This window comes from Bacteroidota bacterium (assembly GCA_039821555.1).
GTDB lineage: Bacteria > Bacteroidota > Rhodothermia > Rhodothermales > Rubricoccaceae > JBCBEX01.
In genome coordinates this window covers 355,685-370,768 of sequence record JBCBNX010000003.1, presented here as the reverse complement: position 1 = coordinate 370,768, position 15,084 = coordinate 355,685, and the positions used below count along the sequence as shown (strand labels likewise).

Sequence of the window (15,084 nt, the reverse complement as noted above, 5' to 3'; positions counted from 1 at the left end):
CCGAGCATCTCTGCACCGAGCATCTCTGCACCGAGCATCTCTGCACCGAGCATCTCTGCACCGAGCATCTCTGCACCGAGCATCTCTGCACCGGGGCCGCTACTTTTCGTCTCACTCGTGCCCCTGCTCTCTTCTGCATGCCTGCCCCATGCGTGCTGCCGTCCTTCTCCCCCTACTCGTTGCTCTCGCCGCCTGCACGAACGGCGACACCCCCGCCGATCCCACCGTCGCCGATTCGGTCGCGGCCTCGCCGAACGCCCCGCTGCCACCGCTCCGCCTCGCCGACCTCGCTGCCGCGTGTGAGGGCCACGCCGTCCCACGCGCCGCAACCTACTCGGCCACGCCCTCCGAGCCGCCGCGCCTCTTCGTCCTCGTCCGCGACTCGCTCGGCGCCCCGTACCGTTCCTCTACCAGCGAGGTCTTCTTTCGCTCGTGGGGCGTCTACAACTCCAGCGACTACCCCGCCACCGAGGTCGCAGCCTGCCTCACCGGCTTCGCGGGCGAGTTCCTGCGCACCTGCGCGTTCGAGAGTAGCCTCTCCGACAGCACCTACACCCTCGACCTCTACACGGCGTCCTACAACGTCCGCCTCCGCGCAGCCCAGACCGGCGCGCTGCTCGGCGAGTTCGGCCTCGACGCGACCTCCGACTCGTGCCCGCTCTTCCACACGTTCGCAGACAACGGCGAGCAAGAGCGTAGCCTCGTCACCCCGCCCATGCAGGACCTGAAAGACGCCGTGCTCGCCCGCCTTGCGCCCGACTACGACGTCCGCCGTGAGTTCATGGACGACGACGAGATCCGCACGCTCGACAGCATGGACGCCGTCGTCGACTCGCTGCGGCGCCTCAACTCGTAGGCTATCCGGCTCGTGGAACCCGCTACTCGGTGGCGCCGGCGAGCACGAACGCGGCCCACCAGTAGGGGTGCGCCCACCGCTCCTCGGCCCGCACGACCGCGGCGGCCTCGCGGAGCGCCTCGGCCTTGGTGCGCCCGTCGTTGAGCGCGCCGTAGAACGCCGCCATGAGCGCGGCCGTCGCGGCGTCGGGCACCTTCCAGAGGCTCATCACCACCGTCTCGGCTCCGGCCACCTCGAACGCGCGCCGCAGCCCCAGCACGCCCTCGCCCGCCTCGATCTCGCCCAGCCCCGTCTCACAGGCGGAGAGCACAACGAGGTCCGTACCGCGGAGGTCCAGGCTAGCGAGTTCGTAGGCCGTCGCGATGCCGTCGGTCGTCGCGTCCGGGTCATCGGCGACACGGTCCGTACCGATGCGGTTGGCGCCGGCGAGGGCGAGGCCAGACCGGAGCAACGGATCGGCGAACTGTTCCTCGTCCACCGGGCTGCCCTCCCCTGCTCCGCCGCTGCCCAGGCTGCCACTCAGCGTCCCGCTACGCGCACCCGTGATCGTTTCCAGCGCCGCCGCGTCGTTCAGGAAGAAGCCGTGGGTGGCAATGTGCAGCCGCCCAGGCGTATCGAGGGCGAGGAGGCGTTCCTCTGTCGCCTCGGCGCCGAGGAACGACCGCACCGGCAGTCCGAGCGTGGCGAGCATCGTGGCTTCCGCCTCGGTGCCCAGCAGCGCCGCGAAGCCGCCGCCTCGTTGCGCCGGAGACTGTCCCCCTGCATCGGCGAGGCCGCTCGGGTTAGCAGCGTCGTCTGCCCCTGTCCTGATTCCCGTAGCAGGCGCGTCGTAGTCCACCGCCGCGAAAACGACGAGAGAGTCGTTTGGCATCGAAGCCGCATGCGGGCGCGCGAGCGTGCGGCTGCTGGTGAGGTAGCTCACCCGGCGCGTATCGGTCACGAACGCCCCGTCGCCATCGCGCAGCGCCTCGAACGGAAGCGTGTGGAGCGCTCCGTCAGGGGCGATGCGGAGCGCCGCCGCCGCGTCCAGGCCGAGCGGGGCGAGGAGGCGCGCGTAGAGGGCGTTGGCCGTCGCGTCGAACGCGCGGCGGGCGCGGCGCTGCCGTGCCAGCCCCATCCGCTGCGGCGCGACGACCTGCATCCGGAACTGCGCGACGAGGCTGTCGATCTCGGTCGCCACGCCGAGGTCCACGAGGCGCACGGGCGCCGCTCTACCCGTCACGAACGCGACGTAGCGAGCGTCCTGCCAGCGCGGGTCTTCGCTCGCAGCCCCGAATTCGTACGGGCGCAAGCGGACGTACTCCACCAGGTGTTCGCCTTCGGGCACCGCAGCAGCGACCGCATCGGCGTCCGCCAGACCGGGACGTGCGAGGACATCGGCGCTGGCCCGCGCGAACTGGTTTTCGAGCACCACCCGGCGGGCGCGTAGCGTGTCGAGGCGTGCACGGTACGCTTCGGGGCCTTCCGCTCCCGGTCCGGCGAACGTCTCCTGCGCGAGCCGCTGTCCGACGGCTTGCAACTTGCCGAGCAGTTGGACCGCAGTGGTGTCCGCTCCCTGCGCGGCGCGGATGGTACGCAGCCGGGCGGTCTGCACGTCGAGGCGGAGACTCTTACGCTGCAGGAGGTGCGCAAACGCCGTCGCGGTGCGTGCTTCCTGCGTCTCGCCGTCCGCAATCAGCGCTGCCCCGGTGACGAGCCCGATGGGCAGGCGCGTCCTCAGGAATGCCTGCTGCTCGCGCTCCGTGGCGTGGGGCAGCAGGTCGTCGATCACGGCCTGCTCGACGGCGAGTGCCTCCCGAAACCGCGCGTCGGCGTCGGCCAGCCGCCCCTCCGCCATGTCCAGATCAATGAGCGTGGTGAGCGTGAGCGCGACGACGGGATGGGTCGATCCGAGCACACGTCGCCGCACGTCCAGGGCCGCCTCGGCAAGCGAGCGTGCCTCGTCCGAACGCCCCTGCTCGCGGAGTTCGTCGGCGAGGTTGTGCTGCGCGAGCGCAACGTCGGGGTGCTCGCTCCCAAAGGTCGCCGTAGCGATGGCGAGGGAACGGCGGAGCAGCGCCTCGGCCTCCGCCGCGTCCTCAACGTACACAGCGAGGTTGTTCAAACTCGTCGCCACGTTGGGGTGGTCGTCGCCGAGCGTTGCCTCACGGAGGGCCAGCGCCTGCCGTTCGCGTTCCTCCGCCGAAGCGAGGTCGCCGCGGCGCGCGTCGAGCGTGGCGAGGTTACTCAGGCTCAGCGCCACGTCGGGATGCTCCGCGCCGAACGCGGCTGTCCTGATGGCGAGAGCCTCCTCAACCAGCGGCACGGCCTCGGCGAGCCGCCCGGCTTCGGCGTACAGCGCCGCCAGGTTGCCTGCCCCCGTCGCCGTGTCGGGGTGATCGGGCCCGAGCGTCGCCTCGTACACCGCCCGCGCGCGTTCGAGCCGGATCTCGGCCTCGGCATAGCGGCCCTGCGCCTGGTAAAACGCGCCTAGGTTGCCGAGCGCCACGGCCACGTCGGGGTACGCCTCACCACGCGACGCTTCGAATGCGGCGAGCGCAGCCAGGAGCAGCGGCTCGGCCTCAGCATAGCGCCCGGCAGCGGCGTAGAGCGTACCGAGATTGCCTTGCCCCTGCGCTACAGCGGGATGTGACGTCCCGAAGGTCGCCTCGCGCAAGGCGAGCGCCCGTGTGTAGCGTTCCTCCGCCTCAGCGAAACGCCCTGTCTGCTCGTAGAGGCCTGCTAGGTTGTTCAGGCCCACCGCCACGTCGGGGTGATCGGGGCCGAGCGCCGCCTCGTAGGTGGCTTGCGCTGCCACGAAGAGCGACTCGGCCTCGGCGTAGCGCCCCGTCGCCTGCAGCAGCGCGGCCAGGTTGCCCTGCGCCGTGGCTACGTTCGGGTGCGGCCGGTCGTAGGCTCGCTCGAAGCGGGCGAGCGCGTCCCGATAGCGCGTCTCCGCGTCGGCGAAGTTGGCGCGTCCGCGCTGGAAGGCCGCCAGGTTGTTGAGCGCGATGAGCGTGTTGGGGTGGTCCGGGCCGAGGGTCCGCTCGGCGATGGCTAGCGCCTGCGCATAGAGCGGAGCCGCCTCGGCAGTCTGCCCCGTGGCGTCCAGCACCCCCGCGAGGTTGCCCAGGCTCATCGCCACATCCGGGTGGTCGTCGCCGAACGCCGTGCGGTGCAGCGCCAGCGCTCGCTGGTGCGTGGCCTCAGCACGACCATAGTCCGCGAGGTCGGCATAGATCGAGGCGAGAGTATTGAGGCTCGTTCCAAGTTCGGGAGCCTCCGGGCCGAAGGCTGCTTCCAGGACCGCGACGGCTTGCTCCGCGTAAGCCTGAGCCTCCTCGAAGCGTGCCTGCGCCCCCCGCAGCGCGGCGAGGTTGCTGAGCGTACTCGCCAGCCGCTGCTGCGCGCCCGTATCGTCGGGAGCCCCTTCGGCGAGCGATTCCCGGAGCGCCAACGCCCGCAGGTGCAGCGGCTCGGCCTCGTCCAGCCGCCCCACCGCCACGAGAGCGACGGCCGTGTTGTTCAGGGCGAGCGCTAGATCGAACGCCGCGTCAGGTCCAGGCTCGGCGGGTGTGTTCGCCTCCTGGATCGCGAGAGCACGCTGCATATGCGAGGCCGCCTCCCTGTAGCGTCCGCGCTCCTGCAGTAGGATCGCGTGGTTGCCCAGCGTCACCGCCACGTCAGGGTGCTCCGGGCCAAGCTCTGCCTCCGACATCGCGAGCGCACGGCGGTAGAGCGCATCCGCCTGGTCGTGCTGACCGAGTTCGGCATGGCGCAGGGCGAGGTTGTTGAGGTGCGTCGCCAAGAGAGGATGCGACGCTCCGAGCGCAGCCTCCCGCGCCGCGACCGCCTCGGTGTCGAGGGCGAGGGCGACCTCGGGGCGACCGAGCCCGTCCTGCGCCTGAGCTGCCAGCACGAGCGAGTCCGCCCGCGCCGCTGCCACCGCTCGGGCCTGCAGTGCACGCGCCACGTCCGGCGCGAGCGTGCGATGACCAACGTCAAACGTACCCGTCTCGCCGGACGCGTAGCTCCACACCGTGAACTGCCACGTCCCGACCTCGCTCTGGTCCACCATCACGCGGGCCGTGTCGCGCTGGCCCAGCCAGTCGTCGTTCGTGTAGACCGCCTGCGACGGCGCCACCGCGAGCAGCAGCGGGTCGAAGTCCTGCGCGGACACCGCGACCGTGAACGGGACAGGAGCGTCGACGTCGAGCGTGAACGTGGCATAGTGGGACCCCGCTTCGTTGCGCGGGTGGTTGGCCGTGAGCGCGGCCGACTGCGTCGCATCGGGCTCCAGTGCGACGGGCAGGTACGCCTGCGCAGCGTCGGCATCGGCTCCCGCGCTGTTCAGCGCCGCCATGACGAACACCTGACCAGACTGGATCGCCATCGCGAGCGGCGGCGCGGTGTTGGGCGCAGCGGCGTCCGGTGAGGCCCCGGCGTCGAGCAGTACCCCGACCAGGCCGATCTGCCCCGCCACTACTGCCCATTGCAGCGGCGTCCACCCGCGCAGCGCGGCCTGGTGTGGGTCCCAGCTGAGCGCGTCTACGTCGGCGCCGCCCTCCGTGATGAGATACTGCGCCGCGGCCTCGTGCCCACCCATCGCCGCGGCATGGAGCGGGCCGCTGAGGTAGAAGCCCGTGGCCTCGTCGAGCCAGAGAAACCCGCGCGGCTCGTCGACCGGTGCCCCGGCCTCTACGAGTGCTCGCACGATCCCCAGGTGCCCGCCGTAGGCTGCGCGGAGGAGGGCCGAGCCGTCGTTGGCGTCCGCCGCCACAGCCGTCCCGCCTGCGTCGAGCGCCGCCGTGAGCGCCGTGAGGTCGCCCCGCTGCGCGGCATCCAGGACGGCCGCGTCCGCACTGTCCACGGAGGCCTGCGCGCCTTTCGGGCTCGACGCCGGCTTTTGAGCAGCGCCCGGGAGGCTGCCGCCCACCACAACCAGCAGCACGGCGAGCAAACGAAGCGACGGCATCAGCATGGCAGCATTGAACGAGGTTCTCGGGGCGAGATCACCGGGGCGAGGTTGGGAGCACGCAGCACGCGAGCGCGAGGGTCGGTTCGCGCTCCATGAGCGGGCACCGCGCCTGCTCAAAGGCCGCCGCAACCTCGTGCGACTGGACAGCGCGACGCGTCTGGACGGCCGTGTAGAAGCGGCGCCAGAAGGCCCCGCGGGCAGTGTCGGCGATGGAGGCTGGCAGCACCACGACGGGCACACCGAGTGCGGCGGTGAGTTCTGCGGCGAGGCACCGCGCGGCGGTGTCAGTGGGGTCGGCACCGGGTTGCACGCTGTCGAGCGCGAGCACACCGAGCACGCCGCGCTCCCGCAGCCGATTAGCGACCACTTGGACGGATGCGAGCCGGTCGGGGCTGAGCATCCACGCGGGCTGACCGTCTCTCTCTGCGCTATGGCCGAGCAGGTGAACGGCGTGGGCCCTACCAGGCTCTGCCTCTTCGAACGGGCGCACGAGGAGCCCCGGCACGGCTCGCAACGCGGCATCGAGCCGGGCACGGTCGTAGTCGGCACGGGCAACCGGTTGCCATTGGTGCAGCGTCTCGAAGGGGCTCGTCGTCGTCGCGTCTGTGTCCGGCGTTGCCTCGATATGCAACACGACGCGCACACCCGGCAGAGCCGCAAGGGTGGCGCCGGCCTCGGTGTCGAATGCCGCCGCCCAGGGCACGGCCGCCAGGGCAGGGTCGGCGATGTTGAGATCGAGGTGCAGCGGACGCCGGACGCCCAGCCGCCGTGTCGCCTGCCTATGCGCCGCGCGGTAGACTTGCGCCACTGCCTCGGGAAGGAGCGCGCCGAAGAGTATGGCACCGACCGCGTGCCGAGCCCCGTTGTCTGTTGCACCGCGCTGTACAAGGCACAGCCCGTCGCGGAGCGCCATCGTCTCCGTAGCTGGCTTCGCCTCGGCGCCCTGGCTGCGCTCGATCCGCACCGCCTGATCAGGATCGAGGCGCGAGAGCGTAGTAGGTTGCTTCGGGCCGGGCGCGTCGTGCACGCTCACGCGGAACCCGGCTCCCAGTGCCCAAGGCCCAGCCTCCACGGGCGTGAGCCGCAGCGCAAGCCGGACGGGGTCGCCCTCGCGGCACACCCGCTTGACGACCCAGTTGCGATGGGCGAGGTGGAGGCCTGCGACGCCGCCGACGAGCGGCCAGGCAAGCGGGAGCAGCCGATCCATGACGACGAACAGGCCGAAGTGTAGGAGCAGGTAGGCTGCGGCCGTGCCCACCGCCACGCCGACGGCGGCCCTCGGCGGCAACATCCACACCAGCCCCATGGCCCCGAGCGCCGCGAGAAGCGCCGCCGCCACGCCCAGCCCCCACCCGCTCTGGCGAACCGGTCGCTCGGCCAGCACGCTGTGCAGCGTTGCCGCGTGGACGAGCACCCCGCGCCTCGCGCCAAACGGCGTCGTAAACGTGTCCGTTTCGAGCGGGTAGGTCGAGCCGATGACGACGAGGCGGTCGTGCAGCAGGCCGCGCAGCACTGGCGGCGGCAGGGTGCCACGCAGCAGGTCCTCGGAGCCGAGCACGCCGTCGCTGCCCGCTTTGAAATGGTCGCGGTGGTTGATGCCGTATTCGCCGCTCACGTCCAACCCGTGTGCCGCGAGCGCAGCCTCCCAGCCACCCGCTCCGTCGGAGGCGCGATCCTCGGCCAGCAGTTCGCCCACGGCCTGCCACGTCTCCAGGGGCAACGCGGCAGCACCGCTGTCCGCGCTCGCAGTCACGAAAGCCTGCGCCTCGCCGACGACCTCCGGGAAGGTCCACGCCGCGAGCGCCGACAGCGCCAGCGAGGGCGCGACTTCGCCGCTACCCAGTCGCGTCCCGAGTCGCTGTTCGAGTACGGGGTCACCCTGGAGGTCCGCATAGCCGGTGAGCACGTGACGCCGGAGCGGTGCTGGCGGCACGTCGAGGAGCAACGGTCCGCCAGTGCGCGGCAGCAGACGCGTTGGAAAGACGAACTGGACGGTAGCGGGCGCCTCGGCGACAGCCCGCACCAGGGCGTCGAAACCGGGCGCGGCGCGGTCGGCGTCGGTGAACCAGTAGTCGAGCACGACCACGCGCGGCTCCTGCGCCGCGACGGTGCCGATCACGTCGGCGAGGTAGGCCTTGGGCGTCTCCTCGGGATAGTCGTAGTGCTCGGCGAAGACCTCGTCGAGGGCCACCACGGCCAGTTCGGAGGCAGGCGCGGCCTCGATGACCCCAGCCGCCGTAAGTTGCTGACGCGCTTCGAACCACAGCGACAGCAGCGATGTCCCGGCGATCCAAGCGACGGCCAGCCACACGGGCAGCAGCAGCGCAAAGACGGCGTCGTACTTCTTCCGCAGACCACCAACGAGGTCGAAGAACGTGCCAGCCATGCGCTATTCGTGGTCGTTCGAGGCAGCGCGAGCCTCGTCCAGCAACGCATCGACGAGTGCGGGCGGCCCGGCGTCCTCGTAGATGTAGGTCCGCAGCCGCCGCACGGACGCCAGCCCCGGCTGTGCGGCCTCAACGGCGTCGAGCACGGCGAGCGCGTCGGCGTAGAACGCCTGGTCGAAGAGCACGGCCGCGTAGAGCAGGTGGGCCGTCACGTCGGGCGCCGGTGCGTCTGGGGTCGCGCCCTCCCTGCCCTCAGCGTCGACCGGCGGGTACTGCTCCCCGAGGCTGCGGCGTAGTGCGGTGAGCGTCGTCCGCGTCGAGTCAGTGGCGACGGTGAAGCAGTCCCACACGTCGTCGCTGGGCGCCTGACCCTCAGCATCGAGCGCGTGCACCTCCACGTAGTAGTCGCCCCCCGGTGCCAGCGGCGGGAGGCTGGACGGATAGACCAGCACCGTGTCGGCCGTCGTGTGCGTCCAGACGACGTCATCCGTCGCGGGGCCGTCGAAGCAGGGTTCGGTGCCGCGGTCATGCGTCACACGCACGCGGTAGGCGACGGGCTGCCCCGCTATCGAACTGGGCTGAGCGGTCAGCCATTGGATGGTAGGCGTTGGGTCGAGGACGTAGCCGAAGCGAGGCCGTTCGAGTACGGGCGGCACGGTGCCCGTAGGTGGCCGCGCCGCGCCGGTGGCCGAGGCCGAAGAGCGGCCCACAGCGCGGTTCCACGCTCCTCGTGCGAGCGACGCCACGGTGCTGCCCACCTCGCCCGACGGAGCATCGTCCAGGGCGCCCACCTCGTAGGTGTCGCCGCTGCTCAGCGTGACGCGCTCGGCGTTAGCAAGGACCACCGTCGCTCGGGAGAGACGGCCCGTGCGCACCACGTCGCCGGCGAACAGCGCCACGGCATCAGCAGGGGCCCACGTGTCGGTGCCAGCGCGCTGCATGGTCACATCGCCCGTCGTCTGTGTGATCCAGGCAACGGGGTCCTGGGCTGCAACCGCAGAAGCGCTGCCGAGCAGCAGGACAAGCAGACCCAGTCGAGTTCGCATGGCGCCGAGAGAGCAGTCGGGGGGAAACAGCCGCACGTGCGTGTGATGACTGCATGGTAGCGCACGGCGCAGTCTCCGGCAAGACGCGCCTATGCTCCGGTGTCGTCCCACGTCGGCGCGTTGCGGACCTGGTCGAAGGGCAGCACGACGCTCGACGCGATGTTGGAGAGGTGCGAGCTTACCCGCCCGATCATGCGCGCGGCGATGGCGAGCACGACCGCGCGATTTGTGTCGGCAATCTCGCCCTCAGCGATGAGCGCCAGGAAGTCGGCGACCTCCACCTTGACGGAGGTATGCGCCTCCATGACCCGCCTTGCGGCGCGGGCGTCCGCCTGAATGAAGCCCAGACGCACATCGGGGAATAGTCCCTGCACGCGGTCTCGGACGCGGCGTAGTGGGTGGACCGACTGCCCCACGCGCGGCGCTGTGGCCAGTTCTGCCGCCTTCGCTAGTGACTTCGAGAGGTCGCCGATCCGTTCGGCCTCCTGCACGATGATGAGCAATGTCAGGCTCAGCAGCAGGTCGCGCTGCGGGTCGATGGTAACGTGGTGCAGCATCGCCCGGCGGATCGACTGCTCGCGGTCGTTGACGGTCTCGTCGAGGGCGCGGAGGTCGAGGTCGAGGGGTTCGTTGTCGAGCAGCGTGGCAGTGGCCGCGCGAAACATGCGCTCGGTGGTGTCCACCATGCCGCGCATCTCGTCGAGGCATTGCCGCACGAGCGGGGACGACGGAGCGTCGGAACCAAAGCTGTCCAGGAGAGCCATAGGGCACGCGGTGGGAGGACGCGCAACATACGGCCCCCGACTCTCCGCTGTCAGCCCTCAGTGCCCCGTTGCCCTACGTTCCGCTGCTGGCGTGCGCGAGGCACGTTCTATTCTGGTGCCTGTGTGCTCAGTTTCGCCGTGCTCAGTTTCGCCGTGCCCAGTTTCGCCGTGCCCAGTTTCGCCGTGCTCAGTTTCGCCGTGCCCAGAGGTCGTCGAGCCAGGGCTCGGGGAGCCCGTCTGAGCCATGATCATGGGCGAAGTCGTAGGGCAGCGCGAGGGTATTCGCTTGACGACGTAGGTCCTCGCGGATCTCGCGGACGCCTACCTTGGTGGCCTCGCCACGCGCACGGGCTGCCTGTCGCTCCGTGTAGGGATCCACCATAAACGGCAGGGGCCGCTCCGGATAGCAGATACGGAACGCCATCACCATCGCCCACACCATCATCAGCACGATCGCGGGGACGGCAACGAGGACGAAGGCGCTGAAGAGTGCGCCGGGCACCGGAGACATGGCGGGTAGGCGGAGGCCGCTAGGACGTAAAGGAAGGGTGGGGCCGACGAGAGGATGTTAAGATATGGAGAACGCTGTCATGCGTTCCACTCTCACAAAAAAACCGGGGCATTTCCCACTGGCTCTTCGCAGCAGGCTCTGCCCCGGTCCTGTCGGATCGGTCGGAACGAGGATCTCAGGATCCTACTGCCCCAAGACCAGCGAATCGGTTGGGATGAGAACAGGCTGTGCCTCGAACTGGGTGCGGATGGCGTCCTGCTGCATGCGCGCGCGCTGCTCCTCGGCCTCAATGAGGTCAATGGGCACGGCGATGCGGTCTTCGAGCGTGCCACGGAAGCCCGTGTCGAGGTAGGTGAACGTGATGAACACCACCAGGAACACGATGCTGAGCACGAACGCGATGGCGTTGGTGCCGCCGTCGTGCTTGAGCCCCATGAAGAAGAGCGCGACCAGCGTGGCCTTGGCTCCGGCGATGGCGAGCGCGACGGGCACGCTCAGCGGGCCGAGCGGGAGGATGTGCGAGCGCTCCATAAACGCCAGCACAACGGTGACGATGGTCAGGAAGACGAGGCCGCCGAAGACGCTGAAGAGCATCTTCTTGCCCAGCACGTGGTGCGAGTGGTCGCCGTGACCGTTGTGGGAATCGTGAGCCATAGTTGGGTCGTGTGTCGAGGGTCTAGTGTCCTGGGTCTGTGCAGGCCAAGAGCGTGCCCCCGTGGGACCCACGACCCTTGACCCATCGACCCTCGACTAGATCAGATACATCAGAGGGAAAAGGAAAATCCAGATGATGTCGACCACGTGCCAGTAGAGGCCGACGTTCTCGACGGGGGTGTACCACGCGCTGGTGTACTTGCCCTGCCGCGCCTTCCAGGCGAGGATCGAGATGGCCACCATGCCGATGAGTACGTGGAAGCCGTGGATGCCCGTCATCACGTAGTAGATCGAGAAGAACACGCCCGCGCGCGGGTGCGCGAAGATGCCCTCGGTCGGGTTGACGACGTCCGAGGTCGGGTTGAAGGCCGCGCCTGGAAAGATGCCTAGGTCGAACTTGTGGGTGTACTCGAAGTACTTGATCACCATGAACACGCCGGCGAGCGCAACGGTCGCAACGAGGTTCCAGAAGAGCACCTTCTGGTTGTCGGTCTGCGCGCCGCGGATGGCGAAGGCCACGGTGAACGAGCTGAGCAGCAGCACGAGCGTGTTGGTCGCGCCCATCACCGTGTCGAGCTGCGTGCTCGCCTCGGCGAAAAGCTCGGGGTACCACGCGCGGAAGATGCCGTAGGCCACGAACATGCCGCCGAAGAGCAGGATCTCCGTGACGAGGAAGAGCCACATCCCAAGTTTCGCCGCCTCGAACTGCTGCTCGGAGGTGACGAAGTAGTGCTTCAGGTGGGGCGGGTGGTCGTGCCCGTGGTGGTCGTCGTGCCCGTGCGCGTCGTGCGCGGGGGCTGCGACCGTGGCAGTGGAGGAAGCCATAGTGTGAAAGTGACTCAGTGTCTCAGTGGTTCAGGGCCTAGAGTAGGCACCCGGAATCACTGAGACCCTGAAATACGGAAGAACTACGCCTGTCTTGTGCCGAGGTCGATCTGCTTGTCGAACTCCTGCGGGGCGCCTTCGGTGATGACGGGAACGGGAGCGGGCCGGTTGGCGCCGTCGCCCATGCCATCACCCATGGCCCCATCGCCGGCGCCGTTGAAGACCGTGTAGTAATCGTACGGGCCGTGGGTCACGAGCGGGGTGCGCGAGAAGTTGTGCGGGTCCGGCGGGCTGGTGGTGTGGGTCCACTCCAGCGACGCGCCGCCCCATGGGTTGCCCGGAGCGGGCTTGCCCTTGAACAGCGACCAGATGCCGTTGAAGAGTACGAGCAGCAGCCCAAGGCCCAGCACGTACGAGCCGATGGTCGAGAACTGGTGCAGCGGCTCCAGCCACGGGAGGTCTGGGTAGTCGGCGTAGCGACGCGGCATACCCTGGCTGCCCATCACGAACTGGATGAAGAACGTCATGTTGAAGCCGATGAAGACCAGCACGGCCGAGGCGACGCCCATGCCCTCGTGGTAGAGCTTGCCCGTGAACTTGGGCCACCAGTAGAAGAGGCCGCCTAGCATCGCGATCACCGTGCCGCCCATCATCACGTAGTGGAAGTGCGCCACGACGAAGTAGGTGTCGTGCAGGTGGATGTCCACCGCGAGCGCGCCGACCATGATGCCGGTCAGGCCGCCAATCGTGAAGAGGAACAGGAAGCTGATGGCGTAGAGCATCGGCGTGACGAGCCACACCGAGCCGCGGTACATCGTCGCGATCCAGTTGAAGATCTTGATGCCCGACGGGATGCCGATCAGGAACGTGATCATCGAGAAGACGATCGAGGAGACGATCGACTGGCCGCTCGTGAACATGTGGTGGCCCCACACGAGGAAGCCGAGTAGCGCGATCGCCACCGACGAGAGCGCGATCGCAGTATAGCCGTAGACCTTCTGGCGGCTGAACGTAGTCACGAGTTCCGAGATCACGCCGAACGCCGGGAGGATCATGATGTAGACCGCCGGGTGGCTGTAGAACCAGAAGAAGTGCTGGAAGAGCACCGGGTCCCCACCGAGGGCCGGGTCGAAGATGCCGATGCCGAGCGTGCGCTCCAGCACCAAGAGCAGCATCGTGATGCCGATGACCGGCGTGGCGAGCACCTGCACGATCGACGTCGCGTAGAGGCCCCAGCAGAAGAGTGGCATGCGGTTCCAGGTCAGCCCCGGCGCCCGCATCTTGTGGATCGTGACGATGAAGTTGATGCCGGTCAGGATCGAGGCAAAGCCCGCGACAAAGACGCCCATGCCCATCGCTATGACTGCGGTGCCCGTCTCCGCCGAATACGGCGTGTAGAACGTCCAGCCCGTGTCCACGCCACCTGTGCGGAGGGAGAGGATCGCCAGGAAGGCACCCGCGACGTAGAGATAGAAGCTCATCAGGTTGAGCTTCGGGAAGGCCACGTCCTTCGCGCCGAGTTGGATCGGCATGATGATGTTGCCGAGCGACGCTGGGATGGACGGCACGATGAACAAGAACACCATCACGACGCCGTGCATCGTGAACACCCGGTTGTAGGTGTCGGCGTCCATGATCGTGTCGCCGAGCATGGCTAGCTCCGTTCGGACGAGCAGCGCTAGGATGCCGCCCAGCGCGAAGAACGTGCTGATGGCAACGAGATACATGATCCCGATGCGCTTGTGGTCCACCGACGTCATCCACTCCCAGACGTGCCGGCCGAAGCTCTTCGGCTTGCCGTAGTTGTGGTGGTCGTCCTTCGAGTCCTCGATGAGGTAGTGGAAGCGCGGCTCGTGGCCGGGCGGGAAGGCTGCACGGTCGGCGTGCTCCGCCGTCTGGTGCGTCTGGGGCCGTAGAGACGGCGGGGTCTTGACTGCCGTTGCCATTTGTGGTGCTAGGCTAGGTGGTCGGGGTGCTTACAGTCTGGGAATCGGGTTGGGCGCGCTTATTCAGCAGCAGGCGCGTCGGCCGCAGCATCGTCGGCCGCATCGGCGCCACCCGCGTCGCCGTCGCCTCCGAAGCCGCCTTCGGCGAACGTGGCGGGGACATCGGCGCCGTTGATGCTCTTGATGTACTGGATGAGCGCGTACACCTCGCCATCGGAGAGCTGCCCCTGGTAGCTCGGCATCACAGGCTGGTAGTCCTCGACGATGTGCGCGGCCGGATACAGGATGGACTCGCGTGTGTAGTCCTCGTCCATCACGGCGCTGCCGCCGTCGACGAAGTTGCGCGTCTCACCCCAGTGGCCGAGGAAGCTCGGGCCCACCTTCGACGAACCGTCGATGGAGTGGCAGGTGTTGCAGACGTTTTTGGTGTAGAGGGCCTCGCCCAGTTCGACGGGGCTGTCGCCAGGCTGGATGCCCTTGCCGCCGCCGCTCGCGACCCACTCGTTCCACTCTTGCGCGCCGAGCGCGATCACCTTCGCGCCCATGACCGAGTGACCCGTGCCGCAGTATTCGGTGCAGAGGATCTGGAAGGTGTCCGCGCGGACCGCCTCGAACCAGACGGTCGAGTAGCGGTTGGGCAGCACATCATGCTTGATGCGGAATTCGGGGACGTAGAAGCTGTGCAGCACGTCCACCGAGTTCATGATGAGCTTCACCGGGCGGTTGGCTGGGACGACGAGTTCGTTGGTCGTCGTGATGCCCTCGTTGTAGTTGAACTGCCAGAGCCACTTCTTGCCCTGCACGTTCACCTCGTAGGCATCGGCGGGTGCGACGACCGTGTCGACGTGCGCTTTGAAGCCCCAGAAGAACACGATGAAGACGAGGATCGTCGGAATCACGATCCAGGACATCTCCAGGAGGTGGTTCTCCTTCACCGGGTAGGGCACGTCGGCCGAGCTACGGCGGCGGTACTTCCACGGGAGGTAGAACAGGTAGAACGTCACCCCGATGAGCATGATGGTGCTTGCAATCAGGATGAACATGAACGGCGCGTCGATGACGTGGGCCGTCGTCGATGCCTGTTCGGGGAGCCAGAAGCTCCGGATGGCCTCGTAAATCTGCGACATAATGCAGCGTT

At 68.4% G+C, this 15,084-nt stretch carries 10 protein-coding genes; 1 reads left to right on the top strand and 9 read right to left on the bottom strand.

Annotated features, from left to right (window positions below; translation table 11 throughout):
* Positions 1-148 precede the first annotated feature (148 nt).
* Positions 149-856, top strand: a complete 708-nt coding sequence (locus AAFU51_05875; GenBank protein MEO1570778.1) for a hypothetical protein — start codon at positions 149-151, stop codon at positions 854-856.
* A 22-nt stretch (positions 857-878) separates the two neighbouring features.
* Here AAFU51_05875 and AAFU51_05870 read toward each other — a convergent pair whose 3' ends face one another.
* From AAFU51_05870 to coxB, 9 genes are all read right to left on the bottom strand, one after another.
* Entirely contained in the window at positions 879-5,810 is a 4,932-nt protein-coding gene (locus AAFU51_05870; GenBank protein ID MEO1570777.1) for a tetratricopeptide repeat protein, read from the bottom strand.
* 37 nt (positions 5,811-5,847) lie between these two features.
* Positions 5,848-8,199, bottom strand: coding sequence for a CHASE2 domain-containing protein (locus AAFU51_05865; protein ID MEO1570776.1), 2,352 nt, complete (start codon positions 8,197-8,199; stop codon positions 5,848-5,850).
* A gap of 3 nt (positions 8,200-8,202) precedes the next feature.
* The gene (locus AAFU51_05860; protein ID MEO1570775.1) at positions 8,203-9,246 is read right to left on the bottom strand and encodes a hypothetical protein; all 1,044 of its coding nucleotides are present in this window, start codon (positions 9,244-9,246) and stop codon (positions 8,203-8,205) included.
* Positions 9,247-9,335: 89 nt separating this feature from the next.
* On the bottom strand, positions 9,336-10,010 hold the full coding sequence (locus tag AAFU51_05855; protein MEO1570774.1) for a PhoU domain-containing protein: 675 nt from the start codon (positions 10,008-10,010) through the stop codon (positions 9,336-9,338).
* 187 nt (positions 10,011-10,197) lie between these two features.
* Complete coding sequence (locus AAFU51_05850) at positions 10,198-10,521, bottom strand: hypothetical protein (GenBank protein ID MEO1570773.1); 324 nt, start codon at positions 10,519-10,521, stop codon at positions 10,198-10,200.
* A gap of 183 nt (positions 10,522-10,704) precedes the next feature.
* Complete coding sequence (locus AAFU51_05845; protein MEO1570772.1) at positions 10,705-11,175, bottom strand: cytochrome C oxidase subunit IV family protein; 471 nt, start codon at positions 11,173-11,175, stop codon at positions 10,705-10,707.
* 96 nt (positions 11,176-11,271) lie between these two features.
* Complete coding sequence (locus AAFU51_05840) at positions 11,272-12,000, bottom strand: cytochrome c oxidase subunit 3 family protein (protein ID MEO1570771.1); 729 nt, start codon at positions 11,998-12,000, stop codon at positions 11,272-11,274.
* 83 nt (positions 12,001-12,083) lie between these two features.
* A complete protein-coding gene (gene ctaD / locus AAFU51_05835; GenBank protein ID MEO1570770.1) occupies positions 12,084-13,760 on the bottom strand; it encodes a cytochrome c oxidase subunit I in 1,677 nt (558 codons plus the stop codon).
* A gap of 245 nt (positions 13,761-14,005) precedes the next feature.
* Positions 14,006-15,073, bottom strand: a complete 1,068-nt coding sequence (gene coxB, locus AAFU51_05830) for a cytochrome c oxidase subunit II (protein MEO1570769.1) — start codon at positions 15,071-15,073, stop codon at positions 14,006-14,008.
* Positions 15,074-15,084 lie beyond the last annotated feature (11 nt).

Excerpts from the sequence above, each read along its gene's own strand:
- ctaD (MEO1570770.1), bottom strand. The coding sequence starts at position 13,760 with ATGACGTCGGTGGACCACAAGCGCATCGGGATCATGTATCTCGTTGCC.
- AAFU51_05865 (MEO1570776.1), bottom strand. The coding sequence starts at position 8,199 with ATGGCTGGCACGTTCTTCGACCTCGTTGGTGGTCTGCGGAAGAAGTAC.
- AAFU51_05870 (MEO1570777.1), bottom strand. The coding sequence starts at position 5,810 with ATGCCGTCGCTTCGTTTGCTCGCCGTGCTGCTGGTTGTGGTGGGCGGC.
- AAFU51_05860 (MEO1570775.1), bottom strand. The coding sequence starts at position 9,246 with ATGCGAACTCGACTGGGTCTGCTTGTCCTGCTGCTCGGCAGCGCTTCT.
- AAFU51_05845 (MEO1570772.1), bottom strand. The coding sequence starts at position 11,175 with ATGGCTCACGATTCCCACAACGGTCACGGCGACCACTCGCACCACGTG.
- AAFU51_05840 (MEO1570771.1), bottom strand. The coding sequence starts at position 12,000 with ATGGCTTCCTCCACTGCCACGGTCGCAGCCCCCGCGCACGACGCGCAC.
- AAFU51_05875 (MEO1570778.1), top strand. The coding sequence starts at position 149 with ATGCGTGCTGCCGTCCTTCTCCCCCTACTCGTTGCTCTCGCCGCCTGC.
- AAFU51_05850 (MEO1570773.1), bottom strand. The coding sequence starts at position 10,521 with ATGTCTCCGGTGCCCGGCGCACTCTTCAGCGCCTTCGTCCTCGTTGCC.
- AAFU51_05855 (MEO1570774.1), bottom strand. The coding sequence starts at position 10,010 with ATGGCTCTCCTGGACAGCTTTGGTTCCGACGCTCCGTCGTCCCCGCTC.
- coxB (MEO1570769.1), bottom strand. The coding sequence starts at position 15,073 with ATGTCGCAGATTTACGAGGCCATCCGGAGCTTCTGGCTCCCCGAACAG.